The sequence below is a fragment of the Allomesorhizobium aridi genome (genome assembly GCF_043769475.1).
GTDB lineage: Bacteria > Pseudomonadota > Alphaproteobacteria > Rhizobiales > Rhizobiaceae > Allomesorhizobium.
Map to the genome: position 1 here is coordinate 3,702,501 of NZ_CP171729.1, position 24,997 is coordinate 3,727,497.

24 protein-coding genes and 2 pseudogenes (1 of these 26 running past the window's edge) are annotated in these 24,997 nt (G+C 62.0%); 9 read left to right on the forward strand and 17 right to left on the reverse strand.

Going from position 1 to position 24,997, the window contains the following annotated elements; genetic code table 11:
- On the forward strand, positions 1 to 806 hold the 3' portion of the coding sequence (locus ACG873_RS20150) for a M23 family metallopeptidase (RefSeq protein WP_394887030.1). Its footprint begins 1,150 nt before the window's first position; the window shows 806 of its 1,956 coding nt (coding positions 1,151–1,956); its start codon lies off the left edge, out of view; its stop codon occupies positions 804 to 806.
- A gap of 19 nt (positions 807 to 825) precedes the next feature.
- Here ACG873_RS20150 and ACG873_RS20155 read toward each other — a convergent pair whose 3' ends face one another.
- The 6 genes from ACG873_RS20155 to ACG873_RS20180 form a co-directional block, all read right to left on the reverse strand.
- A complete protein-coding gene (locus tag ACG873_RS20155; protein WP_394887032.1) occupies positions 826 to 2,397 on the reverse strand; it encodes an MFS transporter in 1,572 nt (523 codons plus the stop codon).
- 87 nt (positions 2,398 to 2,484) lie between these two features.
- A complete protein-coding gene (locus tag ACG873_RS20160) occupies positions 2,485 to 3,918 on the reverse strand; it encodes a L,D-transpeptidase (protein ID WP_394887034.1) in 1,434 nt (477 codons plus the stop codon).
- A 143-nt stretch (positions 3,919 to 4,061) separates the two neighbouring features.
- Positions 4,062 to 4,454, reverse strand: coding sequence for an MmcQ/YjbR family DNA-binding protein (locus ACG873_RS20165; protein WP_394887036.1), 393 nt, complete (start codon positions 4,452 to 4,454; stop codon positions 4,062 to 4,064).
- 98 nt (positions 4,455 to 4,552) lie between these two features.
- Positions 4,553 to 5,425 carry a hypothetical protein gene (locus ACG873_RS20170; protein WP_394887038.1) on the reverse strand — a complete coding sequence of 291 codons (873 nt, stop codon included), beginning with the start codon at positions 5,423 to 5,425 and terminating at the stop codon, positions 4,553 to 4,555.
- A gap of 338 nt (positions 5,426 to 5,763) precedes the next feature.
- Entirely contained in the window at positions 5,764 to 6,033 is a 270-nt protein-coding gene (locus ACG873_RS20175) for a hypothetical protein (RefSeq protein WP_394887040.1), read from the reverse strand.
- Positions 6,034 to 6,411: 378 nt separating this feature from the next.
- Positions 6,412 to 6,870, reverse strand: a complete 459-nt coding sequence (locus tag ACG873_RS20180) for a hypothetical protein (RefSeq protein ID WP_394887042.1) — start codon at positions 6,868 to 6,870, stop codon at positions 6,412 to 6,414.
- 206 nt (positions 6,871 to 7,076) lie between these two features.
- Here ACG873_RS20180 and ACG873_RS20185 point away from each other — a divergent pair, with 206 nt between their 5' ends.
- Entirely contained in the window at positions 7,077 to 7,901 is an 825-nt protein-coding gene (locus ACG873_RS20185; protein WP_394885740.1) for an IS5 family transposase, read from the forward strand.
- Between the two features lie 110 nt (positions 7,902 to 8,011).
- Positions 8,012 to 8,836, forward strand: a complete 825-nt coding sequence (locus ACG873_RS20190) for an IS5 family transposase (RefSeq protein ID WP_394885740.1) — start codon at positions 8,012 to 8,014, stop codon at positions 8,834 to 8,836.
- 173 nt (positions 8,837 to 9,009) lie between these two features.
- Here ACG873_RS20190 and ACG873_RS20195 read toward each other — a convergent pair whose 3' ends face one another.
- From ACG873_RS20195 to ACG873_RS20220, 5 genes and pseudogenes are all read right to left on the reverse strand, one after another.
- Entirely contained in the window at positions 9,010 to 9,366 is a 357-nt protein-coding gene (locus ACG873_RS20195; protein ID WP_394887044.1) for a DUF262 domain-containing protein, read from the reverse strand.
- A complete protein-coding gene (locus tag ACG873_RS20200; RefSeq protein ID WP_394887046.1) occupies positions 9,317 to 10,417 on the reverse strand; it encodes a hypothetical protein in 1,101 nt (366 codons plus the stop codon). Before ACG873_RS20200 ends, ACG873_RS20195 begins: the two co-directional genes overlap by 50 nt.
- A gap of 549 nt (positions 10,418 to 10,966) precedes the next feature.
- Positions 10,967 to 11,230, reverse strand: a pseudogene (locus tag ACG873_RS20205) (ATP-dependent chaperone ClpB); the annotation flags it as partial.
- A gap of 188 nt (positions 11,231 to 11,418) precedes the next feature.
- Positions 11,419 to 11,997 carry a methyltransferase gene (locus ACG873_RS20210; protein ID WP_394887048.1) on the reverse strand — a complete coding sequence of 193 codons (579 nt, stop codon included), beginning with the start codon at positions 11,995 to 11,997 and terminating at the stop codon, positions 11,419 to 11,421.
- A 535-nt stretch (positions 11,998 to 12,532) separates the two neighbouring features.
- Positions 12,533 to 13,429, reverse strand: a complete 897-nt coding sequence (locus ACG873_RS20220) for a LysR family transcriptional regulator (RefSeq protein ID WP_394887050.1) — start codon at positions 13,427 to 13,429, stop codon at positions 12,533 to 12,535.
- A 271-nt stretch (positions 13,430 to 13,700) separates the two neighbouring features.
- Between ACG873_RS20220 and ACG873_RS20225 the strand changes: the two genes are divergently transcribed.
- Positions 13,701 to 14,435 (forward strand): SDR family NAD(P)-dependent oxidoreductase, encoded by a 735-nt coding sequence (locus tag ACG873_RS20225; RefSeq protein WP_394887052.1) that lies wholly within the window; start codon positions 13,701 to 13,703, stop codon positions 14,433 to 14,435.
- Positions 14,436 to 14,593: 158 nt separating this feature from the next.
- Positions 14,594 to 15,193: an NADPH-dependent F420 reductase gene (locus ACG873_RS20230; RefSeq protein ID WP_394887054.1), complete on the forward strand. Its 600-nt coding sequence runs from the start codon at positions 14,594 to 14,596 to the stop codon at positions 15,191 to 15,193.
- A gap of 131 nt (positions 15,194 to 15,324) precedes the next feature.
- On the opposite strand, the gene clpB is transcribed toward ACG873_RS20230, so the two are convergent.
- The 5 genes from clpB to prfA all read right to left on the reverse strand — a co-directional run bounded on the left by clpB (position 15,325) and on the right by prfA (position 21,724).
- Positions 15,325 to 17,934, reverse strand: a complete 2,610-nt coding sequence (gene clpB / locus ACG873_RS20235; protein WP_394887056.1) for an ATP-dependent chaperone ClpB — start codon at positions 17,932 to 17,934, stop codon at positions 15,325 to 15,327.
- 200 nt (positions 17,935 to 18,134) lie between these two features.
- Entirely contained in the window at positions 18,135 to 18,956 is an 822-nt protein-coding gene (locus tag ACG873_RS20240) for a DUF4167 domain-containing protein (RefSeq protein ID WP_394887058.1), read from the reverse strand.
- Between the two features lie 290 nt (positions 18,957 to 19,246).
- Positions 19,247 to 20,119: a peptide chain release factor N(5)-glutamine methyltransferase gene (gene prmC / locus ACG873_RS20245; RefSeq protein ID WP_394887060.1), complete on the reverse strand. Its 873-nt coding sequence runs from the start codon at positions 20,117 to 20,119 to the stop codon at positions 19,247 to 19,249.
- 22 nt (positions 20,120 to 20,141) lie between these two features.
- Positions 20,142 to 20,606 carry a hypothetical protein gene (locus tag ACG873_RS20250; protein WP_394887062.1) on the reverse strand — a complete coding sequence of 155 codons (465 nt, stop codon included), beginning with the start codon at positions 20,604 to 20,606 and terminating at the stop codon, positions 20,142 to 20,144.
- Positions 20,607 to 20,644: 38 nt separating this feature from the next.
- On the reverse strand, positions 20,645 to 21,724 hold the full coding sequence (prfA, locus tag ACG873_RS20255; RefSeq protein ID WP_394887064.1) for a peptide chain release factor 1: 1,080 nt from the start codon (positions 21,722 to 21,724) through the stop codon (positions 20,645 to 20,647).
- 508 nt (positions 21,725 to 22,232) lie between these two features.
- Between prfA and ACG873_RS20260 the strand changes: the two genes are divergently transcribed.
- The 4 genes and pseudogenes from ACG873_RS20260 to ACG873_RS20275 all read left to right on the forward strand — a co-directional run bounded on the left by ACG873_RS20260 (position 22,233) and on the right by ACG873_RS20275 (position 23,512).
- Positions 22,233 to 22,517, forward strand: coding sequence for a peptidoglycan-binding domain-containing protein (locus tag ACG873_RS20260; protein WP_394887066.1), 285 nt, complete (start codon positions 22,233 to 22,235; stop codon positions 22,515 to 22,517).
- Positions 22,518 to 22,551: 34 nt separating this feature from the next.
- Positions 22,552 to 23,016, forward strand: coding sequence for a peptidoglycan-binding domain-containing protein (locus tag ACG873_RS20265; RefSeq protein ID WP_394887068.1), 465 nt, complete (start codon positions 22,552 to 22,554; stop codon positions 23,014 to 23,016).
- Positions 23,017 to 23,101: 85 nt separating this feature from the next.
- A pseudogene (locus ACG873_RS20270) lies at positions 23,102 to 23,206 on the forward strand (peptidoglycan-binding domain-containing protein); the annotation flags it as partial.
- 42 nt (positions 23,207 to 23,248) lie between these two features.
- On the forward strand, positions 23,249 to 23,512 hold the full coding sequence (locus ACG873_RS20275) for a peptidoglycan-binding domain-containing protein (protein WP_394887070.1): 264 nt from the start codon (positions 23,249 to 23,251) through the stop codon (positions 23,510 to 23,512).
- A gap of 198 nt (positions 23,513 to 23,710) precedes the next feature.
- On the opposite strand, the gene ACG873_RS20280 is transcribed toward ACG873_RS20275, so the two are convergent.
- Positions 23,711 to 24,445 carry a peptidoglycan-binding domain-containing protein gene (locus ACG873_RS20280; RefSeq protein ID WP_394887072.1) on the reverse strand — a complete coding sequence of 245 codons (735 nt, stop codon included), beginning with the start codon at positions 24,443 to 24,445 and terminating at the stop codon, positions 23,711 to 23,713.
- Between the last annotated feature and the right edge of the window lie 552 nt (positions 24,446 to 24,997).

Below are 24,997 nucleotides of genomic sequence, written 5' to 3' on the forward strand. Positions count from 1 at the left end.
ACGACGGTATATATCGTGCAGCCTACGCCTACGGCATGTCCCGCGGCGTGACCAAGCAACTGATCAAGCTCCTGGCGTCGGACGTCGATTTCCAGTCGCGGCTGAACCCGGCCGATCGCGTGGAGGTGTTCTTCTCGCAGCCCGACGGCGACGATTTGATGTCGGAAGATTCCGAACTGCTTTACGTGTCGGCGACTTTCGGCGGCAACACGCGCAACTTCTACCGCTACAAAATGTCGGACGGAACGATCGATTATTTCGACCAGGACGGCCGCAGCGCCAAGCAGTTCCTGCTGCGCAACCCGCTCCCCAATGGCCGCTTCACGTCGGGATTCGGCGGACGCAACCATCCGATCCTCGGGCGTTCCGCCATGCACACCGGCGTGGACTGGGCCGCACCGCGCGGCACGCCGATCATCGCCTCGGGCAATGGTGTCGTGGAAAAAGCCGAATGGGCCGGCGGCTACGGCCGCCAGACGATAGTCCGACATGCCAATGGCTACGAAACCTCGTACAACCATCAGAGCGCCTTTGCCAAGGGCATCAAGGCCGGCGCCAAGGTCCGCCAGGGCCAGGTCATCGGCTATGTCGGATCCACCGGCCTTTCGACAGGCAACCACCTGCACTACGAACTGATGGTCAACGGCCGCAAGGTCGATCCGATGCGCGTCAGGCTGCCGGTCGGCCGGGTCCTGAAAGGCGACGACCTCGCGAAATTCGAGAAAGAGCGCAAGCGCATCGACGACCTGCTCAAGGAAGAGAGCGGCGGCCCGCTGAAGGTCGCGAGCGCCAAGGCCGAAGGCTGATCCATCCGCGATTGCGATATCATTCCGCCGAAGCCGTATCCCCGGCTCGCTCCGCATCTTCGGTGCGGCCGCCTCCGGGCACAGTCAGCCAGGCGGTCAGCGCCGAGAGAACGCAGAGCGCGGCCGTGACCCAGGCTATGGCGGCAAAGGCGGCATCGCTTGCGGCGAGCCGGATGCTTTCGACTTCAGCCGGAAGCGCGCTCGCCGGTTGCTCGCCAAATCCTGGAAGTGTACCGCCGCCCTCGCCCAGCAACGATGCGTAGCGGAGCGCGGCAACGCCGCCCATCACCGCGACTGCAAACAAGCCTGCCATGCGGGCGACAGCATTGTTGATGCCCGAAGCGGCCCCGGTGTCGCTGTCGGCAACGGCCGTCATGATCGCCGTCGACAGCGGAGACACGACAAGCGCCATGCCCAATCCCATCAGGGCCATCAGGGGGAAAATGCCTAACCAGAAGCTGTGGACGCCGCCGCCCGTCAGAAGAGCAAGGCCTGCAAAGGCGGTCGCCACCACGAGGCTGCCGGCCGCGATCGGCAGACGCGCGCCGATGCTGTCGGAGGCCTTTCCGACCGGCCCCGAAAGAACTGCGATCGCAAGCGAAAGCGGCAGGAAAATGAAGCCGGACTCGGCCTCGCTCAAACCCCATCCCGCAATCAGCAGCATAGGCAGATAGAAAAGGATCGCCGAAAGCGCGAAGTAGAGGAAGAACGTCGAGATGTTTGCTCCCGAAAACGGTCTGCTGGCGAACAGGCCGAGATCGACCATAGGTTCTCGCTGACGCCGCTCCCAGACGAGGAATGCCGCCATGACCACCAGGCCGGCGGCCACCCAGGCGGCGGAGTGCAGCAGGCTCGCCGTGCCGAAAACGGTGAAGCCGTAGGCAAGCGCGCCGAGCGAGGCCGTGGCGAGCGCCGCGCCGCCGAGATCGAGGGCGCGCGTTGCGCCCGGCGCATCCGCCGGCACCTTTGCCGCCAGGAAATAGATTGCCAGACCGCCGAGCGGAAGGTTTACGGCGAATATCCAGCGCCAGACGCTGTCGTCGAAGGAAGAAAGCAGCACGCCGCCGATCACCGGCCCCAGCGCCGTGGTGAGCGCCGAGGACGCCGCCCAGATGCCGATTGCGCGCCCGCGCTCCTTCTTCGGGTAGGCCTTTGCGATTATGGCGAGGCTGCCGGGCACCATGATGGCCGCGCCCACTCCCTGCGCGGCGCGCGCGAAGATAAGAAACAATGGGTCCGGAGCAACCGCGCAGATCATCGAGCCGCCGATGAACAGTGCAATGCCGACGATCAATGTGCTGCGCAGGCCGAACTTGTCGCCCGCGGCCCCGCCGGCGAGAATGAGCGCCGACAGCGTCAGCGCATAAGCGTTGGAAATCCACTGCGCTTCGACAAGGCTGGCGCCGAGGTTGCTGCGCATCGCCGGAATGGCGATCGCCACCACCGACCCGTCGATGAAGCCGAGGGCCGAAGCGAGAATCGCCGCGACCAGCACATAACGGCGGCGTTCCTTCGGGCAGAACGTCCCATCGCTGGGCGGAGCCATCGTCTCTGGGACAGCGCCCTCATGTGCTTCGCAAGGCGATCGCATGCGCCGAAAATAGCGCAACGCGCAACCGCAGCAATCCCGTCAGATGGAAAGAGCCGATACATCCGCAAGGTCCGGGACCGCGCGGAATTATTCGACGAACTCGACCGTGACACCGGGGCTGACCAGCTTTGCCAGCTCCTGCGCGTCCCAATTGGTCAGGCGCACGCAGCCATGGCTTTCGGTCTTGCCGATCTTCGACGGGTCCGGCGTGCCGTGGACGCCGTAGGTCGGCTTGTTGAGCGCGATCCAGATCGAGCCGACGGGTCCGTTCGGGCCGGGCGGAATGGTCAGGATCTTGTCGTTGTTGCCCTGCTTGAAGTTCACCTTCGGATTGTAGGTGTAGTTGGGGTTGAAGGCGACCCGCGACACGGTGTGGGTGCCGGTCGGCGACGGCGTCTCCGTCGATCCGATCGTCGCCGGATACGCCGTGACCAGCTTTCCGGCCTCGTCGTAGGCGCGGACCTGCTTGCGGCCCTTGTCGGCCACGATGCGCTGGACCTTCCTGGTGGCCGGCGCGCCGACATTGGCGACGCGGATGATGGTTCCCGGACGGGAGAAATTGGCCTCCGGATTGAGCGCCTTCAGATAGGTCTCGTCCATATGGAATTTTTCCGCCAGCATTTCCGAAACCGAGGTGAAGCTCAGATTCTCGAGTTCCGCCTTGCGGCTGTAGTCGGCCGGAACGGCGGCGACGAACGGCCCGGCGGCATCGGCGGCGGTGATCGTGTAGGTGGTGAACGGATCGCCGCCGGAGGCCGCCAGCGCTGCCTTGATGCCCGCCGAATCGGTCGACCGCAGGCTGGTTCCGGTGATCTCGCGGTAGGCGTCGAAGGCCTTGTCGACATTCGAGCCGAACTTGCCGTCGATGACGCCCGGCGATGCGCCGGCCCGGTCCATCAGCACCTGGATGCCGGCGACATCCTCGCGCGCGGTGAAGCTCATCGGCGGCGGCGTCACCGGATCGACGACAATGGTGTCGCCTGGCGCGGAAGGATCGGCAGGCGCTTCCTCGAGCGGCTCGCGTTCGACGACGCGGGGCTCTTCCCTGAGTTCGGGCAATGCGCGACGCCCCGGCGCCGGCGGAAATTCATCGACGAACGGTTCGCGCGCGGCATCGGGATAGTCGTATTCGTCGACCGGCGGCGGAAGGAGGCGATAATCGCCGAGCTTGCGCCGGCGCAGGCGCTCCATGTCCTCGGGGTCGTCGAGATAATAGCGCTCTTCCCGATCCAGTTCCTGCTCGCGCAGCGCGCGGCGCAGCGCCTGGCGGTTCATGGGGCGGACGCGCCGCGGCGGCTGCACGGCGATGATCTCGCCGGTATAGGCGTCGATGATGACGCGGTTGCCGTTGCCGTCGTAGAATATTTCCACATCGCCGGCCTGCGCGAGATGGACGCCTTCGGCCTGGCCGGCCGTTAGGCCATCGCCCCCGCGATCCGCATCGGCCGATCGGGACGCCAGCGCATCGGGCGAATGGACGCCGGCGAGGAGGACCGAAAGCATCAAAACCTTGCCGAGCATCTGTCCCTGTGTCTCCAGTGCGTTGCCTGCCGGCCGGGAGCATCCAGCCTGCAATGCTGTTTCAGCTTAGAAGTTCCAATATGAACCGGGCATGAAAATGGCCGCGCTGTGGCCGCATCCATGCATTTCAATGACCACGCATCTTACCGGCCCGCGACAGGTCGCGCTACGCCATCCGACGCCTGGGATAGCTCGCTTTTCACCCGCTTCGGCAACGCCCGGAAAATGAGGCCGTGGCTTTCGCGGATGTAATCCTTGAGAGCCTCGGCATCCATGCTTTCGCCGGTCCGGCGCTGGATCCATTTCATGCCGCGCGAGGCGAGATAGGGCGCCGGACGGCAGCCCGGCTGCTCCCTCAAAATTTCAAAGGCGAATTCGGAGCATTTGAAGGTGACGGCCAGTTCTTCCCCGCCGCTCCACCCGGCGATGGCGAAAACCTTGCCGCCAACTTTCCAGACATGCGCGCCGCCCCACTGGACGACATGGGTCGCGAACGGAAGCGAGGCGCAGAAGCTGTTGTATTCGTCGAGGGTCATGGTCCCTGTCTTTCGCACACATGGAGGAGCCTTGCCACGCTCCGGAGTTTCACCGGCCTGGCTATTGATTGTCTCCCGGCAAGTGCAGGTCCCAGGCATCAGGATGTATCCGGGTGTTCCAGCGCCCAGAAGGCCAACCCATGGGCGGCGGTCAGAACCTCGTCGACCTCATGGGAAGGCCGCCGGCGAGAGCCGGGCGGGCGTCCTATCCGCAGCGGCCAAACGCGGCGAACCCGGCCGCGAGCGCGGGGCTGTTTGCCTTGCGCACCTGCGGCGTCGCGGTGTTCCTTATCCCGCGCGGCGGCGTCCGCCCCACGAACCCGCCAGCGGGCGAAGCGCATGGCCTGTCGCGGCAGGTCGTCGAGTGCTGAAGCCAGCGCCTCGAGCCGGCGGCCAAGACGGCCCGCGTCGACCGCATCGTCGGGCGCGGGCGGGCGGCGGTCCGCGACGGGAAACGGCTGGGTGAAGCCGGGAAGAGAGATGCGCGGCACGCCGTTCTGCTTCGGCCGGCGCGGGCGGAACGGATGCTGCGGCGGATCGAAAAGCGGCAGGCTCAACGCGCGCGGCTTGGTACAGGCGGATGGGGAGCCGCCTGGGATCGCGGAAGGCATCGTAATGCCGGTTCCGACACCGTTGCGCAGGATCGTCGGAATGATCCTGGTTTTGCCAGGCGTCGCGGGGTCTGCCTTGCGCGGACGCGGCAGCGTCACGACAAGCCCACGCGCTAGCGCGATGATGAGCCGCCGCGTGGCGGACTCCGCCGGACGCAGGAGGCGCAGCACGGCGAGGCGGAGATGGCGCTGCAGGGCCGGGGACAGTTTGCTTTTTTCCGCCTGCGCCAGACCTCGAGGCGACGCGCCTTCCTGCGGAAAGAAAGTAAACTGTCCCCCGAGGCCAGCCATGGCGACGAGCGCCGCCACGATGTGCGTCAGCGCCTCGCGGTGCTTCTCGATCGCTGCATTCCAGTCCATCGCCGCCCTCCCGCCGCCGCCCTCCCCTGATCCCCGTCCGGACCCGGGCTTCCGCGAGGGCGGTGCGGGGATTATGCGCGCGGGGCGGAGGGGTGGGGAGAAAGGTGGGAGAAAGACTGCTGACAGATGGTGACAGTGCGGAGGGCTTTGCCCCAACTGCCGACGCTCGGCATTGAGACGATGCACATCCTATTTCACATCGAAGGCCGCCGGTTCGCTTTCGGTGTGAACTGACCAGAAATTGGCCATTCCGTTGAGCGGCTACTACCTCGGGCTGTATACAAAATTCGATCTGATCTGATTGCCGTCAGATCGCCTCCTCACGAGCGCTGAAGCAACTAAGTGGCGAGGTCGAAGAAGTTCTCTACATCGGCCAGCCACCCATCAATGATACGCACTCCAGTGCTCGGCCGCCCTCGCACAATTAAATGCTCCGGCATGTTCACGCCGACGATCCCCAAATTGGCGGCAAAAGCCTGAACGGCTTCGTACGTATTCCTTGCGCGATGGGCAAAGAAATGTCGGCATATTTTTGCCTCTGCGAAGATCTCCGCGTTCAGCGATAGAGCAAGAGTGAAATTCGGCAAATTCGAAGTCGCATAATCCATGAGTACTTTCTCTGCCATCTTCGGGTCACGGAAAACAATTTCGTCCTTTTCTAGAATTGTTGATGGACTTCTATTATTTGAATAACGCGTCGGATTAAGAGATCGGAAGATAAATGCGGCAGCTTCTTCAGTTGACGCAGGATGGACCGTAGCGGTTATTCGTGCACCCGCAGCAGTACGGCTCCGAAGCAAGGAGCTCTTCGTGTACTGCCGCAACCCGACAACGACCAAATTGTCGAGCTCTATCGTGACGAATGCTAGAGCTCGCCTATCTTCGGATGCGAGTGGTACGTTGATAGACGATACGATCTGTCGAAGGTATCGCACGCGCGAAATTATCGAATCTCGCAGTTTAACTAAGTCAGTGGCGCACTGCATTCAGACAGCCGCATCTAGGTAAAGGAAGCGCACCGCCTTAGCACGACCGACATTTGTCCCTTTCGTGGCTTCGACAAACTCTGTGAGCGTGGGGTGACTCTCCGGATCCCTCAACCCGTCGATCAAGATGGCCAAATCAACCGCACCTGTCTGAAGCGCGGCGGCAATGTCCGGCGCTGCCTCAACTGCCTTCTGCTTGAGATCTAGATTAAAGTGACGATCAATGAAGATCAGCGCGAGACTTTGGAACATGTACCCGCGTTGCAATTCGCGCTCGCCAACTGCAACCTCTTGGACTGCACGTTCAATGCCGGCCTCAAGGTAAGCGAAATACTGATCTTCCTCCCCGAACGTCGTATTGAAACGCTTGTAGAGCGCATCAATCTGCGGACCCTTGGTTGTCACAAAACCGTTCAGGATCGTGTGGATAATTTCCGAGTAAAGCCGACTGTCTCCCATTCGTATTATGTCTCGACGGCTGAGAACTCCAACGGCGCGAAGCGGTTCGGAGAACCGATGCGCCACGCGCTGTATGAACCACTTGAATGGACCCTGAAACTTGGCGTTCCTTTGCTCCTCGTCATTTAGTGTCCGTTCCAAAAAGAGTTGAGTGATTTCAGCAGGTTGTGATTCCGTCGGATTTGCGAGATTCGATGGAGATCACGATGGCCTGGACTGAAATCACCCGTGCGCATTATGAGCGGCGTTGCGCCCGTTACGCAAGCGATCTGACCGATGCGGAGTGGGCGCTGATTGCGCCGATGATGCCGTCGGCGAACCGCATCGGCCGGCCGCGCAAGACGGACCTGCGCGAGGTCGTGAACGCACTTCTTTACCTCGCCTCGTCGGGCGGCGCGTGGCGATTGCTGCCGAAAGACTTCCCACCCTTTTCAACGGTGCAGAAGTACTTCTATCGCTGGCGTGAGGAGGGCCTGTTGCGGACCATCAGCAACAGCCTCGTCATGGCGGCGCGCGAGGCCGAGGGTCGGGAAGCGAGTCCGACGGCGGGCGTGATCGACAGCCAATCGGTCAAGACCACGGAAAGCGGCGGAATTCGGGGCTTCGACGCAGGAAAGAAGATCAACGGGCGCAAGCGTCACATCGTTGTCGACACCATCGGGCTGATGGTCGGTCTCGTCGTCCATGCCGCCGATATCCAGGACCGGGACGGCGCACCGGCTGCCCTCAAGACCATTCTCGAACGCTGGCCGTGGCTGCGACACGTCTTCGCCGACGGCGGCTATGCCGGGCCGAAGCTTAAGGGCGCGATGCAAAAGATCGGCACGTTCACCCTGGAGATCGTCAAGCGGACGGACAAAGCCAAAGGCTTCGAGGTCCTGCCGCGCCGCTGGGTCGTGGAGCGCACATTCGCATGGCTGGGGCGATGCCGCAGGCTGGCTAAGGACTGGGAGAAATCCATCGCCTCCGCAGAAGCCTGGTTATACGTCGCCCACATTCGCCTGCTCACACGCAGGCTCGCAAGAGCTTGATATCAAAACATCCTTTTTGATTCAGGCTCTTAGTGTCCGTTCCAAAAAGAGTTGAGTGATTTCAGCAGGTTGTGATTCCGTCGGATTTGCGAGATTCGATGGAGATCACGATGGCCTGGACTGAAATCACCCGTGCGCATTATGAGCGGCGTTGCGCCCGTTACGCAAGCGATCTGACCGATGCGGAGTGGGCGCTGATTGCGCCGATGATGCCGTCGGCGAACCGCATCGGCCGGCCGCGCAAGACGGACCTGCGCGAGGTCGTGAACGCACTTCTTTACCTCGCCTCGTCGGGCGGCGCGTGGCGATTGCTGCCGAAAGACTTCCCACCCTTTTCAACGGTGCAGAAGTACTTCTATCGCTGGCGTGAGGAGGGCCTGTTGCGGACCATCAGCAACAGCCTCGTCATGGCGGCGCGCGAGGCCGAGGGTCGGGAAGCGAGTCCGACGGCGGGCGTGATCGACAGCCAATCGGTCAAGACCACGGAAAGCGGCGGAATTCGGGGCTTCGACGCAGGAAAGAAGATCAACGGGCGCAAGCGTCACATCGTTGTCGACACCATCGGGCTGATGGTCGGTCTCGTCGTCCATGCCGCCGATATCCAGGACCGGGACGGCGCACCGGCTGCCCTCAAGACCATTCTCGAACGCTGGCCGTGGCTGCGACACGTCTTCGCCGACGGCGGCTATGCCGGGCCGAAGCTTAAGGGCGCGATGCAAAAGATCGGCACGTTCACCCTGGAGATCGTCAAGCGGACGGACAAAGCCAAAGGCTTCGAGGTCCTGCCGCGCCGCTGGGTCGTGGAGCGCACATTCGCATGGCTGGGGCGATGCCGCAGGCTGGCTAAGGACTGGGAGAAATCCATCGCCTCCGCAGAAGCCTGGTTATACGTCGCCCACATTCGCCTGCTCACACGCAGGCTCGCAAGAGCTTGATATCAAAACATCCTTTTTGATTCAGGCTCTTAGAGGAACATTGCTCGCATTCATCCTCCTGAATGATTCTTGTATCTCAGCCGGCTGAACTCCACGAAACTCATCGATCGGCAAGCTATAAGATATGAAACTTGACTGATATTCTTCAGAAAGCTGATTGTAATTCTTTCCTCTTAATTCCTCAGTGTCGAGCTTTGAGGAAAGCCTGAATTTTCTATTAAAAAGCTCTGTAGGGTATGACTCCTCTGCTGACCGTCTACGATTTCTTTGACCGTGCTACGGGTTCGGAGGTCAACCTTAGAGTACAGGAAGATTTTTGGTATAGGATATTCGAGAAGAATGGATTCTATGAAGAATGATCGTGCATAGGAGGCCCAAATTCCAGCATTCCTTTGGTACTCCTCGTTCACCGTGATAATGTTATCGTTAAGCGCTTTGCAGTAGTCACCTACTGACATCGGCGAATAAACAGCCAGCATGTCATTCCTTTCTGAAAAATACTGTAAACTCGTTCTTTGGCTTACGTGCATCTTCGTGAGCCCTAGAATTTACGAGTGATATCGAGCGGCGGGAGTCTAATTCAAAGGTCAAATGATGGCGCAATCCAAATTCTTCGCCCAGCGAAATTATCGCGGCAGCAAGGTTGACCTCAACCTCTTTGTAATGGCTGGATTGCACAACCATGCAGCCAAAAGCGCCCCCCTTCAGCACTTTTGCAATATTCCGCATCGACGCTTGTAGGTCAACGAAATAGGTCGAGAAAAAGCGGTGGTAATATGATGCAGATGCCTTCGATGCATGGGTTTCAATCCGCTTTAGAAGTTCTCTAATGTCGGTGGGAAGGCGCTCCAAACTGTGTGCGGGTCTTTCGCTTGTCAGAGGCGAGCCAAGCATAGAGCGCCGGAGTCGCTGCATGTCTGGAACAGCGTCGAACTCTTTTAGAAGAAGGAATTCCGGGAGTGTTGCTTGCACGTAGTCGAGTCGGGTTAGGTAGGGCGGCGAAGTCAAGATACCGTCGAAAGCATCCTTGCGGCCCAGAGACTTCCGTGAATCACCTCGTTCGATCGAAATGACAACACCGTCAGCATCGTCTTGCGTGCTCCGCCAAAGGGAAATTTCCCGAAGAAGCAATTTCCACGATGCAAAGAGTTCGCTTCTGGTCAGAGATAATCCGTCGAAAGTGGCGCCCTTTTTAAACCACGAAGGATTCTTCGTCCGACTTAAATTCAGTAAGCCCCTCGCATAGGGGAACAGAGCAGCAATTGCGACGCTGTGTGCAGATTCGTTGCTCACGGGCAGTTCCCTAAATGCCGAGCCAACCGTTTGTATGTCGATGAATTGGTCTCCGCTGACGATCTCGTCAACCGTACTGATCAGTTCCTCCGCTTCCTCGAAGTCAACGCTTGATGCCACGCGCGCGCGGCCGAGATGCACCATAACAGGGTTTATGTCGTACCCTTGGCAGGACACTCCGAAACGCGCACATGCCGCGGCGGTCGTTCCAGATCCGTTCCACGGATCGATGACTAACGCGCCGGGGGGAAGTTTGAGCTCCCCCAAAGCCCACTCAGCGAAATTCAAAGGATAGCCAGCGTAATAGCGATAGAATTCGTTATTCGAGCGGCGTGACGGGAGCTTCGATGAAATCGGTACGGAAGCGATGACAGCTACTCCACTTCCATCCGCAACGCTGCGATGAACGCCCCCTGCTTGATCGACACCTTGCTGTACTCCCCTGTCCTAGTTGGCGATTCAAAGAGGCTCCGTAGCTTCCGCCGCGTCCAGCTTGCCCTTATTCTAGGTTGCTGAGAAAGCCTATTCCTCGCCCATCCGCAAGGCCGCGGTAAAGGGTTCGTGGGATCCACCAATGCATATTCCCGCGCTCGCCTTCCCATTCTTTTTTCTCATGACAGTTTCTTCTTGCGTATCCCTCCGAAGCAGTTCGCCGCGGTGTTCGGGTCAAAAGCCGCCAACAAAAAATGCCCCGCCTTGGACAGGGCATTTTGGTTTCTCGGATAGGCTGATGCCCCTCACCCGGATTGCCAGCGGCGGCGCTTCGCGCCGCCGGGCAATCCGACCTCTCCCGCTCCTTCGACAAGCTCAGGATGAGGGAGAGGTAAGGGCCGCGTCTTACGCCGCCTTCTCCGTCTCAGCCGGCTCGCCGGCCTTCGCGCGGAAGTTCAGCCGGTCGGAGCCGGCGGTGACCTTTACGGTCGAGCCGTCGAGGATTTCGCCCAGCAGAATGCGTTCGGCGAGCGGGTCCTGCAGTTCTTTCTGCATGACGCGCTTCAGCGGGCGCGCGCCATAGGCGGGGTCGTAGCCCTTGGCGGCCAACCAGTCGATCGCTTCCTGGTCGAGCTTGAGCTGAATCTTGCGGTCGGCGAGCAGGGCTTCCGGATGGCAGCAATGGGGCCACAGGAGGATGGTCAGCTTTCAAGTTGGATTGGCTTGAAAGGAGACCAGCGCGTTGGATGTGGTAAAGTCAGCTTCGCGCCTCTCGGTGCTGAAGGTTGCAAGGCCGCCTGGATAGGGTCGGGGCGCCTCGGAGATCTTTGCGTCCGAAACCAACCATTCAGCCACGGTCAGCCCGCGAGGCGCGCACGAAACAACGTGGAGCCGTCCGCCAGGCGCGACCTGGAGATATCCCGGAATCCAGCCTCGGTCATCCACGCGCGATACTGACCTTCAGTGTACGATTCGCCGTGGCGATAGAGGTTCAAGAAGGTGAGATTGAGAAAGACACCCTCAGGCGGGCCGAGGCGGTCGTCGTCGACGACACCCGACCCCGCAATTGCGATCTCGCCTCCGGGTGTGAGGCAACGCGCAGCGTTCAGGATCGAACTGCGCGCCTGGTCCGGCGGAAGGACCTGGACGACGGCCTTCAGGATCGCCAGATCGTGCCGACCGATCGATGGCGCGACAGTTATGTCCCCCTCTTCGACAACCACGTCGTCGGCACCGTATTCCGACAGGATATCTGGCGCGACCGCTGCGACCGTTGGCAGCTCCATCAGCGTCGCCGCGATCTGCGGCCGCCGCTCGCGAAGTCCGACGAGAATGGTCCCGGGGCCCCCGCCGATGTCGATCACCGAACCGATCGCCGAGAGGTCGATCTCGCGGGCCAGATGTCGGCCGAAAATCACCCCGCCCGGTGCGAGCATGCGGCTGAAGGCCGCCGCTGACCTCGGGCCCCGCTTCGGAAAAGTCGTGAAGCGCGGCCGGCCGGTTCTGTCGCAGCGACTCTGCGGTCAGCAGGTCGGCTCCCCAGAGCTCGCGCAGGAGCGCATGATCGCCGCCGCGATAGGTCGGCTTGGACGCGTCGAGGAAGGCCGACGCTTCGGCTCCGTTGCGAAATCGGCCATCCTTGACTTCGAGGAGACCGATGCTGGCGAGCGCGTAGAGGAGCCGCGACAGACGATCGGGCTCGACTTTGAGCGCGGCCCCAAGGCTGTCAGCAGTCACCGCGTTGCCACCGAGCCGGGTGAAGATGCCAAGGTCCAGCCCGGCGCGAAGCGCCAAGGCGGGGGGCACCGCTGCGATCAGCTTGTCGATCCGATCAGAATCCACCATGCCACATCCCCTTCCGCGATCCAGGACGTAAGCGGATCAACAGCTTTTGATTGCGGCTTCTTTACGAGCGGACAGTCAGCTCGGCGTGGACAGCTTTTGAGACAATGGCCGGCGACCTGCTGCGCATCAGTCGCGCGATACAGACAGTCCCGCGAGAAGCGGCGCGTACGCGGCGAGCCTGCGGGATACGAACTCAGTGAAGAGCCGCACGCGCTTCGTCTTGCGTGTCTCCCCCTGCGTGAGAAGCCAGAGCGTTCCATGCATGTGCAGATCGGTGCCCGGCACCCTCACCAGTAGGGGGTCGGCATCTCCGACGAAGCACGACAGTGTCGTCATCCCGAGCCCTTGCCGTACTGCAACGATCTGCGCCTCGCCGTCCGTGGTCCTGAACGGAATCCCCGTGGTGCGAACCTCACCCTCGCTGGCCCAATCCGGGATGCCATGAAGGCTTATGACGATCCACCGGATGGGATCAGGCGCGCCCGCACGCCACGCGGCTAGCCGATCGCGGGACATGTAGACGCCGCCGAACAAGTCCGGCCCCTTCAGGCCGTGAAGGTTGAGCGGCAGGGTTTTGCGGTCGTAGACGACGCGGATCGCGACATCGGCCTCTCGGTTGGTCAGATTTGCCAGTTCGCCGGACGACAAGATTTCCATCTCGATGTCCGGATGCAGACGCGCAAACTCAGCGAAGTCGGGCATGAGCAAGTGCGTCGCGAGGGTCGGCGCCAACGTCACCCGCAAGAGTCCGCGTACGCCCTGGTCGCGCCCGAAGATCTGCGTCTCCAGCCGGTTCGACGACGCCTCCATCTGCTCCGCGAACTCGAGGACCTCCTCGCCCGCAGCCGTCAGGCGGTAGCCCGAGGGCAGCTTCTCGAACATCTGCGCCCCGAGGCGTTCCTCGAGCTGAGCGATGCGCCGCAGCACGGTCGAGTGATTCACCCCGAGGCGCTCGGCGGCGGCCCGGACCGAGCCCCCACGCGCGACGGCAAGAAAGTAGCGAACGTCGTCCCAGTCGATCATGGTGCAATCCCGCACCGCTGGGGTGCGCCTTCCAAAGCCCGTATCTAACACATCGAACAGCAGTACGGGCGGTCATCATAGCCTATGTCGACGAGCGCGGCCCAATTCCGAACGGCGGACACCGATCGTCGCGGCTGGCGCCAGTCGTCCAGCCGGATCGATTTCGCACCACCGATGTGCGCGCTTCCGCACTCAACAACTGACGCCTGCGGACCCATTTCGACGTTCTCGGAGGCAGATGCTGTCCCGACACCACGAAAAAGGAGAAGTCATGGGAAAGCTAGACGGTAAGGTTGCAGTCGTCACGGGTGGATCGAGCGGCATGGCGCTGGCGAGCGCCAAGCGGTTCGTTGAAGAAGGCGCCTATGTTTTCATCACGGGCCGGAGGCAGGAGGCGCTCGACGAGGCCGTCAAGCTGATTGGCCGGAACGTGACCGGCGTGCGCGGCGACGCGGCCAATCTCGACGACCTCGACCGCCTGTTCGATACGGTCAAGCGGGAAAAGGGCAAGATCGACATCCTGTACGCAAGCGCCGGCACGGGCGAAGCCGTCCCACTGGGCGAAATTACCGAGCAGCATTTCGATGCGGCCTTCAACCTGAATGCGCGCGGCACGCTGTTTACGGTTCAGAAGGCGTTGCCGCTGTTCAACGATGGCGGATCGATCTTCATGACCGGGTCAGTTGCTTCGATCAAAGGTTTTCCCGGTTACAGCGTGTATGCGGCGAGCAAGGCGACGCTGCACGCATTCGCACGCGGGTGGCTCAACGAACTCAAGGGCAGGAATATCCGGGTGAACGTGCTGCACCCGGGGCCGATCGCCACACCGATGCAGGACCAGGTTCTCACCGAGGAGGCGAAGCAGATGTTCGAGTCCCTGATCCCGCGGGGAAAGATGGGTCGTCCTGAGGAAATTGCGGCGGTCGCGCTGTTTCTTGCTTCAGACGATTCGAGCTTCGTGAATGGGGTGGAGCTGTCTGTCGACGGCGGCTTCTCGGCCATCTGAATTCGCGCCGGATCGCGGGAAGCGGCTGACCGGCGGGAACTAGCGTGTCCATGGTGGAACGGCGAGACGTCTGCGCAAAGGTCGCCACTCAGCAGAACGGATAACCCAGCGCCGTTGAAGGCCGGGGAATCAATACCAACACGGATCGGAGAAGTATTATGAGCTATGCGATTTTAGGATTCGGTAAGATAGGCCAGGCCCTCGCCCACGCCTTCGCCCGTAAAAACATCGACGTGACCGTCGCGAGCCGCCGGCCGCCCGAGGCGTTGGCGCCGCAGGCCCGGGCGATTGGACCCACGGTCGTCGCCAAGTCGCTGCGGGATGCACTCGAGGCCGACACGATCATCCTGGCGGTCCCATTCGGGGAGCATCGCGAGGTTGCGAAGGCCCTGCCGAGTTGGGAAGGCAAGACGGTCATCGACGCGATGAACGCGTTTCCAGCCCCTGAAGAACTGGATGGTCTCCCGGCCTCCGCCTTCGTCGCGAAGGCGTTCACAGGCGCCAAGTTCGTGAAAGGTTTCAATCACTTGGTTGCGGCCACCCTGGCTGCCGATCCGATAGTCGAGGGCGGGCACCGGGTCGTCTTTCTGTCGAGCGACGACGAGGACGCGATCGCTCCCGTGGCGGCCTTGGCGAAACAGCTCGGGTTCGCACCCGTCAAGCTGGGAAAGCTCAACGAGGGTGGCGCGCTGGTGCACGCACGCGGCCGCACTTGGGGCCAGCTCATCTTCCAGGATTTGTTCAAGAAGGAGCAGTAACGGATTTACTGTCCACTGTCAGAGCTGGTGCCTGGTTGCCAAAGCCACCAACAAAAATGCCCCGCCTTTCGACGGGGCATTTTCGTCTCTCGGATAGGCTGATGCCCCTCACCCGGAGGTAAGGGTCGCGTTTACGCCGCCTTCTCGGTCTCGGCCGGCTCGCCGGCTTTCGCCCGGAAATTCAGCCGGTCGGAGCCGGCGGTGACCTTTACGGTCGAGCCGTCGAGGATTTCGCCCAGCAGAATGCGCTCGGCGAGCGGGTCCTGCAGTTCCTTTTGCATGACGCGCTTCAAAGGCCGCGCGCCATAGGCGGGGTCGTAGCCCTTGGCGGCCAGCCAGTCGATCGCGTCCTGGTCGAGTTTGAGCTGGATCTTGCGATCGACGAGCAGGCTTTCCAATCGCTTGAGCTGGATTTCGACAATGCGGCCCATGTCCTGCCTGCGCAGCCGGTGGAACAGGATGATCTCGTCGACGCGGTTGAGGAACTCCGGCCGGAAGGAAGCCCGGACCATGTTCATCACGTCGTCGCGCACCAGATCGACATCCTGATCCTCCGTCAGGTTGACCAGGTATTCGGAGCCAAGATTCGAAGTCATCACGATCAGCGTGTTGCGGAAGTCGACCGTGCGGCCCTGCCCGTCGGTCAGCCGGCCGTCATCGAGCACCTGCAGGAGCACGTTGAAGACATCGGGATGCGCCTTTTCGATCTCGTCGAAAAGGATGACCTGATAGGGCCTGCGGCGCACGGCCTCGGTAAGCGCGCCGCCTTCCTCATAGCCGACATAACCGGGAGGCGCGCCGATCAGCCGGGCGACGGAGTGCTTTTCCATGAATTCCGACATGTCGATGCGCACCATCGCGCTCTCGTCGTCGAACAGGAAGTTCGCCAATGCCTTGGTGAGCTCGGTCTTGCCGACGCCGGTGGGGCCCAGGAACATGAACGAGCCGAGAGGCCGGTTCGGATCCTGCAGGCCCGCGCGCGCGCGGCGCACGGCCTTCGAAACGGCCTGCACCGCCTCGCCCTGGCCGACGACGCGCTTGCCGATCTCGTCTTCCATGCGAAGCAGCTTCTCGCGCTCGCCTTCGAGCATCCTGTCGACCGGAATGCCGGTCCAGCGCGACACGATGTGGGCGACGTGGTCCGGCGTGACCACCTCTTCCACCATGCCGACCTTGCCGTCCTGCGCCTCGGCCGCCTTCAGCTTCTTCTCGAGTTCCGGAATCTTGCCGTAGGCCAGTTCGCCGGCGCGCTGGAATTCACCCGTGCGCTGAGCGATGGCGAGTTCGTTGCGCGTCTCGTCGAGCTGCTTCTTGAGGTCCGCCGCCAGGCCGAGCTTCTGCTTCTCCGCCTGCCATTTGGCGGTAAGTTCGGCCGATTCCTCCTCGAGCCCGGTTAGCTCCTTTTCCAGGCGCGCTAGCCGGTCCTTCGATGCCTCGTCCTTCTCGACCTTCAGCGCCTCGCGCTCGATCTTGAGCTGCATGACGCGGCGGTCGATCTCGTCCAGCGCCTCCGGCTTGGAATCGACCTGCATTCTGAGCCGCGAGGCCGCCTCGTCGACCAGGTCGATCGCCTTGTCGGGCAGGAAACGATCGGCGATGTAGCGGTTGGACAGCGTGGAGGCGGCGACCAGCGCCGAGTCCGAAATGCGCACCTTGTGGTGCTGCTCGTATTTTTCCTTGAGGCCGCGCAGGATGGAGACAGTATCCTCGACGGTCGGTTCATCGATAAAGACAGGCTGGAAGCGGCGGGCGAGTGCTGCATCCTTCTCGACATGCTTCCGGTATTCGTCGAGCGTGGTGGCGCCGACGCAGTGAAGCTCGCCGCGCGCCAGCGCCGGCTTGAGCAGGTTGGAGGCGTCCATGGCGCCCTCGGCCTTGCCGGCGCCCACCAGCGTGTGCATCTCGTCGATGAAAAGGATGATGCCGCCGGCGGCCGCGGTGACTTCGGAAAGCACGGCCTTCAGCCGCTCCTCGAACTCGCCGCGGTATTTTGCCCCGGCGATCAGCGCGCCCATGTCGAGCGCCATCAGCTGCTTGTCCTTCAATGATTCGGGAACGTCGCCGTTGACGATGCGCAGCGCCAGGCCTTCGGCGATCGCGGTCTTGCCGACGCCGGGCTCGCCGATCAGCACCGGATTGTTCTTGGTGCGGCGGGACAGCACCTGGATGGTGCGCCGGATCTCGTCGTCGCGGCCGATAACCGGATCGAGTTTGCCGGCGCGCGCATCCGCGGTGAGGTCGCGCGCGTATTTCTTGAGCGCGTCGTAGCCCTGTTCGGCGCTCGCCGAATCGGCGGTGCGGCCCTTGCGGATCTCGTTGATGGCCTGATTGAGCGCCTGCGCGGTGACGCCGGCCTTGGCCAGGATCTCGGAACTCTTCGCCGACTTCTCGACGGCGAGCGCAGTGAGCAGCCGCTCGACCGTGACGAAGCTGTCGCCGGCTTTTTTTGCCAGTTCCTCGGCGGTGGAAAAGACCTTGGCCAGGGGCTGCGCCAGATAGAGCTGGCCGCCGCCGCCCTCCACTTTCGGCATCGCCTCGAGAGCTGCCTCGACGGCGAGCTTGACGTCGCGCGCGCGGCCGCCGGCGCGCTCGATCAGCGATGCAGCGAAACCTTCGTCGTCATCGACGAGGACCTTCAGGATATGTTCGGGGGTGAACTGCTGGTGGTTGCGGGAAAGCGCCATTGTCTGGGCCGATTGTATAAAGCCCCGGACGCGCTCGGAATATTTCTCTAAATCCATGCCTGTCTCCTTGGATCACCGGCCCGCTTTGCGGCGCCGGATCAGCTTGCGGTGACGAGCCCGCTCTTCGAGCCGGGCCCATTATGGCAGAGATATGGGACGCAGATGGATTTCCCTCAAGGTCGGGCAACCCTCGCTCGAAACAAAAACGGCGGAGACAATTGTCCCCGCCGCAATATGCCTGAATTTCAGTGTCGCGATCAGCTTTCCGCCGGCGTCAGCGCGGCTTCGCCGCCGGTGTCTTCCGCCGCTGCGGGCGCTGCCGCTTCGGCGCCAGCCTCGCCTTCATTCGCGGATCCGGCCTCGGAAGCCTGGTCGGGGCGGCGTTCGCCACGGCGTGGACGGCGTCCGCGACGCGGCGCGGCATCCTGCTCGCCTTCGTCGCCGTTTCCGTTGGCCTGCGAAGCCTCGGGAGAAGCGGCCTCGGCCGCAGGGCTGGCCTCAGGGCGCGGGGGGCGCGGCGTATGCGGACGACGCTCGCGATTGCGTCCGCCGCCCGGCGCGCCGGCGGCTTCCGAGTTCAGTGCGACCTCAGCCGGAGTGCCGTCGATAACCGGCTGCGGACCCGAGCCATTACTCACCGGCGCGGACTGAGGAGCGGCCCGCGACTGCTGCGCGGGCTCTTCATTCTCGACATTGCCTGTCGAGGCATTGCCGGCGCTCTCGAACTCGTCGCGGTCTTCATCCTGGTCGTCGCTGAAATCGTCGCGATTGTGCTGGACCTGCTGGATCGGCATCTGCGCCTGAGCGGCCGCGATGATGCGATTGTAGTGCTCGGCGTGCTGGAGATAGTTCTCCGCCATCACGCGGTCGCCGGAGCTTTGCGCGTCGCGGGCCAGCGTGGTGTATTTTTCGGCGATCTGCTGAGCCGACCCACGGATTTTCACATCCGGTCCGTTGCTCTCGTAGTTGCGCGTCAGGGGGTTGGGCCCCTTGCGGTTGGGATTGTTGCCTCCGCCGCCGCCACCGCCGCCGTTATTGCCGCGACCGCGCATGCGCCTGTTCTGCTGTTGTGGCCTCATTAGACTCTCTTCAATTTGAAATACATTTCACGAACGGGGGCGCCTCGGCAGCCAGCCGTTTCGTACTTTTCCGACGGTGTTCGCCCGCATCGATTGCGTTGGCGTCACGTGCCATCCCATTCCGGTCTCTGTCACTTGCCGGGCGATCCCCGTACGAAGCTAAAGCGTCGTTCACGCAAGAAGGCAGCTTGTTTGTTCAAATAGGGAACCGAATCGGTAACAGCACTGCCTGCTTCGTCTCATCCGGTAGTTCGACCCTAGCTGCATTCGCCACCATTGCCAAGGCTTTTTTAAGCGTCTTCCGGTCTGCTTTCCTGGAACATAAGGACGCGGTCATTTCCTGCGAGATCCCGCACGGCTTTCGTCAACCGGTACCCTGCCCCTTGAAAAATGCCCGTTACGGCGTCCTTCTGGTCATAACCGATTTCAACGCCGATAGTTCCGCCGGCTGCAAGACAGCGATGTGCGCCGTCCGATATCAGGCGATAGGCATCAAGCCCGTCTTCGCCGCCATCCAGCGCCCTGCGCGGATCGAAATCTCGCACGCTCGTCTGCAGATGGATGATGTCGTTTGTCGGTATATAGGGAGGGTTCGAGACGATTGCATCGTATCGGCCGAAAATATTTGAGAACCAGTCGGAACGAACAGCGGTAAAGCGGTCGGCGAGCCCGAGCCGTTCGGCGTTTCGAGCCGCGGTATCGAGCGCGCCCTCGGAAATATCTACGCCTTCCGCCACCGCGGCTTCGACGCTGCGCAGAAGAGCCAGCGCGATCGCGCCGGTTCCGGTGCCGAGGTCGAGAATGCGGCATTCGCCCTTGCGGGCGGCCACCGCCCGCACGAAAGGCAGCATGGCTTCGACCAGAGTCTCGGTGTCCGGCCTCGGCTCCAGCGTCTCGGGCGAAAGCAGGAGGTCGAGGCCGTAGAATTCGCGGTGGCCGAAGATGCGGTGGACCGGCTCGCCGCTGATTCGGCGCTTCACGGCAGCCTCGACGACCGCGGCCGTAGCATCGTCAATCTGGATATCTGGCCGAACAATCAAGTCGCTCTGCGACAAGCCCGTGACGTGCTCCACTATCAGGCGGGCATCCAATTCAGGAGTTTCCACGCCAGTTCTGGCCAATCGCTCGCGCGTGTCTCGTTGAATTGCCACAAGAAATTTCATGTCATGCCATTAGCAATAACCATCAGACGTCATCTATTTCGGCGCGATAGCCCTTATCTATGCGCTCGACTAGGAGCGGCGCACTGATAATTCCTCGAAGCGGATACCTTTTCTCTGCATCCGTCAAAAGCCGGTCAAGGCGAACCTCATCTTGCCCATCCCATAGCCACCAAGAACCACGTTCCCCATTCCTGCCGTAGCCTGTGGTTCGGAAGGTAGGAAAGGCTTGATTTCGCGGGGCGACGGGTACATTGGCAACAATCGCAAAAAGGCCTTGATTAATGCCCGTCTGAACCAGGAAGAACGTACTGAACTGTGGTTCTTGATCGACCACAGCCGAGAACTCCTGCGGCTTCCGGTCATAAGTGCCAGGCATTACTCTAATGAGAAAGCCGTACTGCGTATGCTTGTGGCTGACCTGAGCATAGGAGACGCCCTGCGACGATAGGATTTGCATTACGTCGCCAATGCGAACCCGTTTGGCCATCTATCGGCCGCCTATGCATAACCAAGGCAAGGCGATCTTCACCGGCTTGTCTCGATCTGCGCGAGCAGCTTTGACTGGTGGTCGGAGATCAGCGCCGAAACGAGTTCGTCGAGTTCGCCCATCATCACCCGGTCGAGCTTGTAGAGCGTCAGGTTGATGCGGTGGTCGGTGACGCGGCCTTGCGGGAAATTGTAGGTCCTGATCCGTTCCGAGCGGTCGCCCGAGCCGACCTGCAGCCGGCGGCTTTCGGACCGCTCGCTGTCGGCCCGCGACCGCTCCATGTCGAACAGCCGCGCGCGCAGGATCTGCATGGCGCGGGCGCGGTTCTGGTGCTGCGACTTCTCGGCCTGGACCACCATGATACCGGTCGGCAGATGGGTGATGCGCACTGCCGAATCGGTGGTGTTGACGTGCTGGCCGCCCGAGCCCGAGGCGCGCATCGTGTCGATGCGGATGTCTTCGGAGCGGATCTCGATGTCGACCTCCTCCGCCTCGGGCAGCACAGCCACCGTCGCGGCCGATGTGTGGATGCGGCCGCTGCCTTCGGTCTCCGGTACGCGCTGGACCCGGTGCACGCCCGATTCGAACTTCAAATGGGCGAAGACGCCCCTGCCCGACACGGTGGCGATGATCTCCTTGTAGCCGCCCGCCTCGCCTTCGCTCGCCGATGCGACCTCCATTTTCCAGCCGCGCGTGGCGGCATAGCGCTCATACATCCGGAACAGGTCGCCCGCGAAAAGCGCCGCCTCGTCGCCGCCGGTTCCGGCGCGGATCTCGAGGATGGCGTTCTTCTCGTCGGCCGCGTCTTTCGGGAGGAGCAGAATCTGGATGTCCGTCTGCAGAGCCTCGATGCGCTCCTCCACCGCCGGCAGCTCGGTCTCGGCGAGCTCCCGCATCTCGGCGTCGGTCGTCCTGTCGGCAAGCATCGCCTTCAGATCGGCCTCTTCCTGTTCGGCGGCGCGCAACTCGCGGATTTTGGCCACCATGTCCTGGATGTCGGAATATTCCGAGGCCATCTTCACATAGGCGTCGGCATCCGGCCCGGCCGACATCTGCGCTTCGAGCATCTCGAAACGCTTGACGACTTGATCCATGCGGTCGTGGGGCAGGGAAATCATCTTGTATGCCTTGTTGCCATCTGACCGGCATGTAGGAGGCCGGCAGGAGGGCTGCCAATATCGGAGATCGCGAAAAAGCTCAATGTTGTCGGAAGGTGGCTGCTGGTCCGAAGCGTGGATGCGCGCCAGAGCAGTGAGAGCCCGTTTGATAATTCTACTCCGGCGGGCACCTGACGCAGTTTTCTCCGCTTCCGGTGCTCACGGACCCAAATGTCCGCTGCGCTCCGGTTCTCGAAAACCACGCCATCTGCCTCGCCAGAGCGAATTCTCAAACGGGCTCTGAGCACATCTGGACAAAACCGATTTGTTCTTGATTTCCAGCAAGTAATTAAAGAATCTTCCTTTAATCGACAAGGTCGACGGTGTCATTACCAAGCGACGTCATTGTATTTTTCTAAATATAAGCTTATTGTCCGCTTCAAATGCACGGACGCTGGGCAGGCTTGTTGCCGGCTCACGTGTCTCAGAGACTGCGAAAAGTTCGGCAAACGAAAGGAGCAGCGGGATCATGGCGCAGGTCGTGGTGACGATGAAGACGATCGACCTCAGGAAGGCCGAGCAGCAGCCGGTCACGGGCGAGGACGTCAAGACGCTGCAGGCATTGCTGAACCTCTTCCTCACCGCCGGCGATGTTGGCGAGGACGGCACTCCGATCCCGCCACTGACAGTGGACGGGACAGCGGGCGGCAAGACCAAGCAGGCCACGCTGGCCTTTCAGACGGCGGCCCATCTCGCCACGGACGCCATTGTCGGCCCGCTGACCTGGGGAAAGCTCATCGAACAGGACTTCTGAGGCGTGCAGGCGGAAGAAGGACGGCAGGATCGACATGCCAACGACAATCAAGCTGGGCGACACCGGGGACGACGTAAAGCGGCTTCAACGGGTGTTTGCCCGTACGAAGGTGCTGGGAGCCGACAAAGTCGACGGGGTCTTCGGACCTGAGACGGAGGCGGCCGTGAAGGATTTTCAACAATCGAACGGGCTGGTGGTGGACGGCATCGTCGGTCCGATCACGTGGAGCCACGTGCATCCGTACCGTGAGTCATCGCCGACGCTCCAGGCCGGATCGCTCGGGCCGGTGGTGGCCATGCTCCAGGGCGTGCTCAAGACCGGATTCGGCTACGCCGGCGCCATCGACGGCGTCTACGGCCCGGCTACCGGGGCCGTCGTGCGCCAGTACCAGACAAACTCCGGGCTCCCGGCCACCGGGGTCATGGACGAGCGCACATGGATGGCGCCGGCCGGCGCCGCCGGCGCAACGCTCGAAAGCCTTTCGGGCCTGACCCTCTGACAGTCGCCCGCGCCAGTCGGGTTCATGTTTCCAGCAAGGAGGCACACCATGGCAGAACCGGTACTGAAAAAAGGATCCACCGACCCTGCCGTCAAGGACCTGCAAGAGGCGCTCAAGACCCTGGGATTCTGACCCCGGACCGGTTGACGGCGTCTTCGGGGAGCAAACCGAGAATGCGGTCAAGCAGTTTCAGCAAGCGCGGGAAATCCCGGTCGATGGCGTGGTCGGCCGGGTGACGTGGATAAACATAGACGAAGCCGACCAGAGCCATCCCGTGCTGACGTTGAGTTCGATCGGCCTGCCCGTCCGCCGGCTGCAGAGCCGGATGAGCGCAGTCGGATACGACATGGGCGGTGTCGACGGCCGCTTCGGCCCCAAGACCGAAGCGGCGGTCAGGAAGTTGCAGCAGGACTTCAACCTGACCGTCGATGGCATCGTCGGCCAGCAGACATGGCAGGTCGTCGACGCACTGGAGGATGAAGGCGGCACCGGTTGATCCCGGTGCAGGTGTGATCGATCGCGCTGTCGCCTCGAAATTACCCGCCGGCGCAGTGCAAGCTCGGCAGGCGTCCCAGCGGTCGCGATCAGCCGCTAGAGCGAGGTACCCGATTTCGGAATCGGGCATCTCGCTCTAGCTTTTTTGTTTTCGCATCGTTTTTGCCGAAAACCGGCATCCACTTTTCGGCACGATGCTCTAGAAAGAAAGCATGCCGCTTACCAGCGCCTGCCAGGTGACCGGGCCAACGATGCCGTCTACCGCTACAGAAGGAATGTCGGCCGCAAGGGCTTGCTGAAAACCACGTACCGCAGCATCCGTCACCGGTCCGAAGATCCCGTCGATCTGCGGGCCATTGCTCGGATCGCCGGACAGGTTGCGGAACTGGAACTCCTCCTGCACCCCTCTGACTGCGTCGCCCTGGCTTCCCTTCTTGACCTGCACGACAAGAGCGGCCCAGGTCAGCGGACCGACGATGCCGTCGGCCGCCAACCCGTGGCTTGCCTGAAACGTCTTCACCGCAGCTTCGGTGCTGGGACCAAACTCGCCATCAACGGCGACATTCTGGCCCCGCGCGCGCAGCAGATGTTGCAGTGTCTTTATCGGGTGCCCGTTGGAACCGCTCTTGACCACGGGCCATGGGCTGATGGCGCCAGACATTATCGTCCTCCCCAGTGACATTGAACGAAAAACGAAGTCGATCAGCCCCGGCCGGAAGAATACCATGGTCGTCAACGGATCGGCGCCGTCGTGGTCAAAACCGATATCCACGGTCCGTGAAACCGGCGCGCTGATCTCGAACTCGGTCCGGTGGGCGCCGATATCGACGACGACCACTCCGGTCGCGCCCTGATGAGGCCAGGCTTCGAAGACGAGGCTGAGAACGGACGGGCCCGAGGGCAGATTGCGGGCGGAGAAATTGCAGCCGGCCATGAACTCCGTCGGAAAGCTCGAAGGCAGCCGCCACCATATCTGGTCCACGCCCGGCCCGGCGCTGTATGTGCCGTCGAATGCGTCCAGCCAAGCCTCCGGCGCCGACTGATAGGGCGCCTGGGGCGTAATGCGGTACAGCGGCGTATCAAAGACCGCAGCATGCGCTTCGAAGCCGAGCTGTGCTAGCCGCTTTGCCCGCGCCGCTGCCGTGAGTTCGCGTGGGACGGTTTTCGTGTCGATTCTTCGGCCTGCAAGATCGACGGCATCGTGGAGATGGCGCTCGATTTTCGGAAGCCCGGACCTTTGGGCCGCCCGCACGACACTGATGGGTTGTCGCTGGTCGGTGCCGGACCGGGTACCCATCGCCGTTCTCCAAGGCCCAGGAACGTTTGTGACAGTACAACTTTCCGCGCCGCTGAGAAATCGGAAAATCCGCCGGTCCCAACTTGCGCCATAACCCGATCAAATCCGGAATGTCTGCAACGGCTCGCCAGCCGCTCTCCTGGACCTTCTGCGCGTCACCTAAAGCGGGATGCCGCGGTCGTCGGCGAA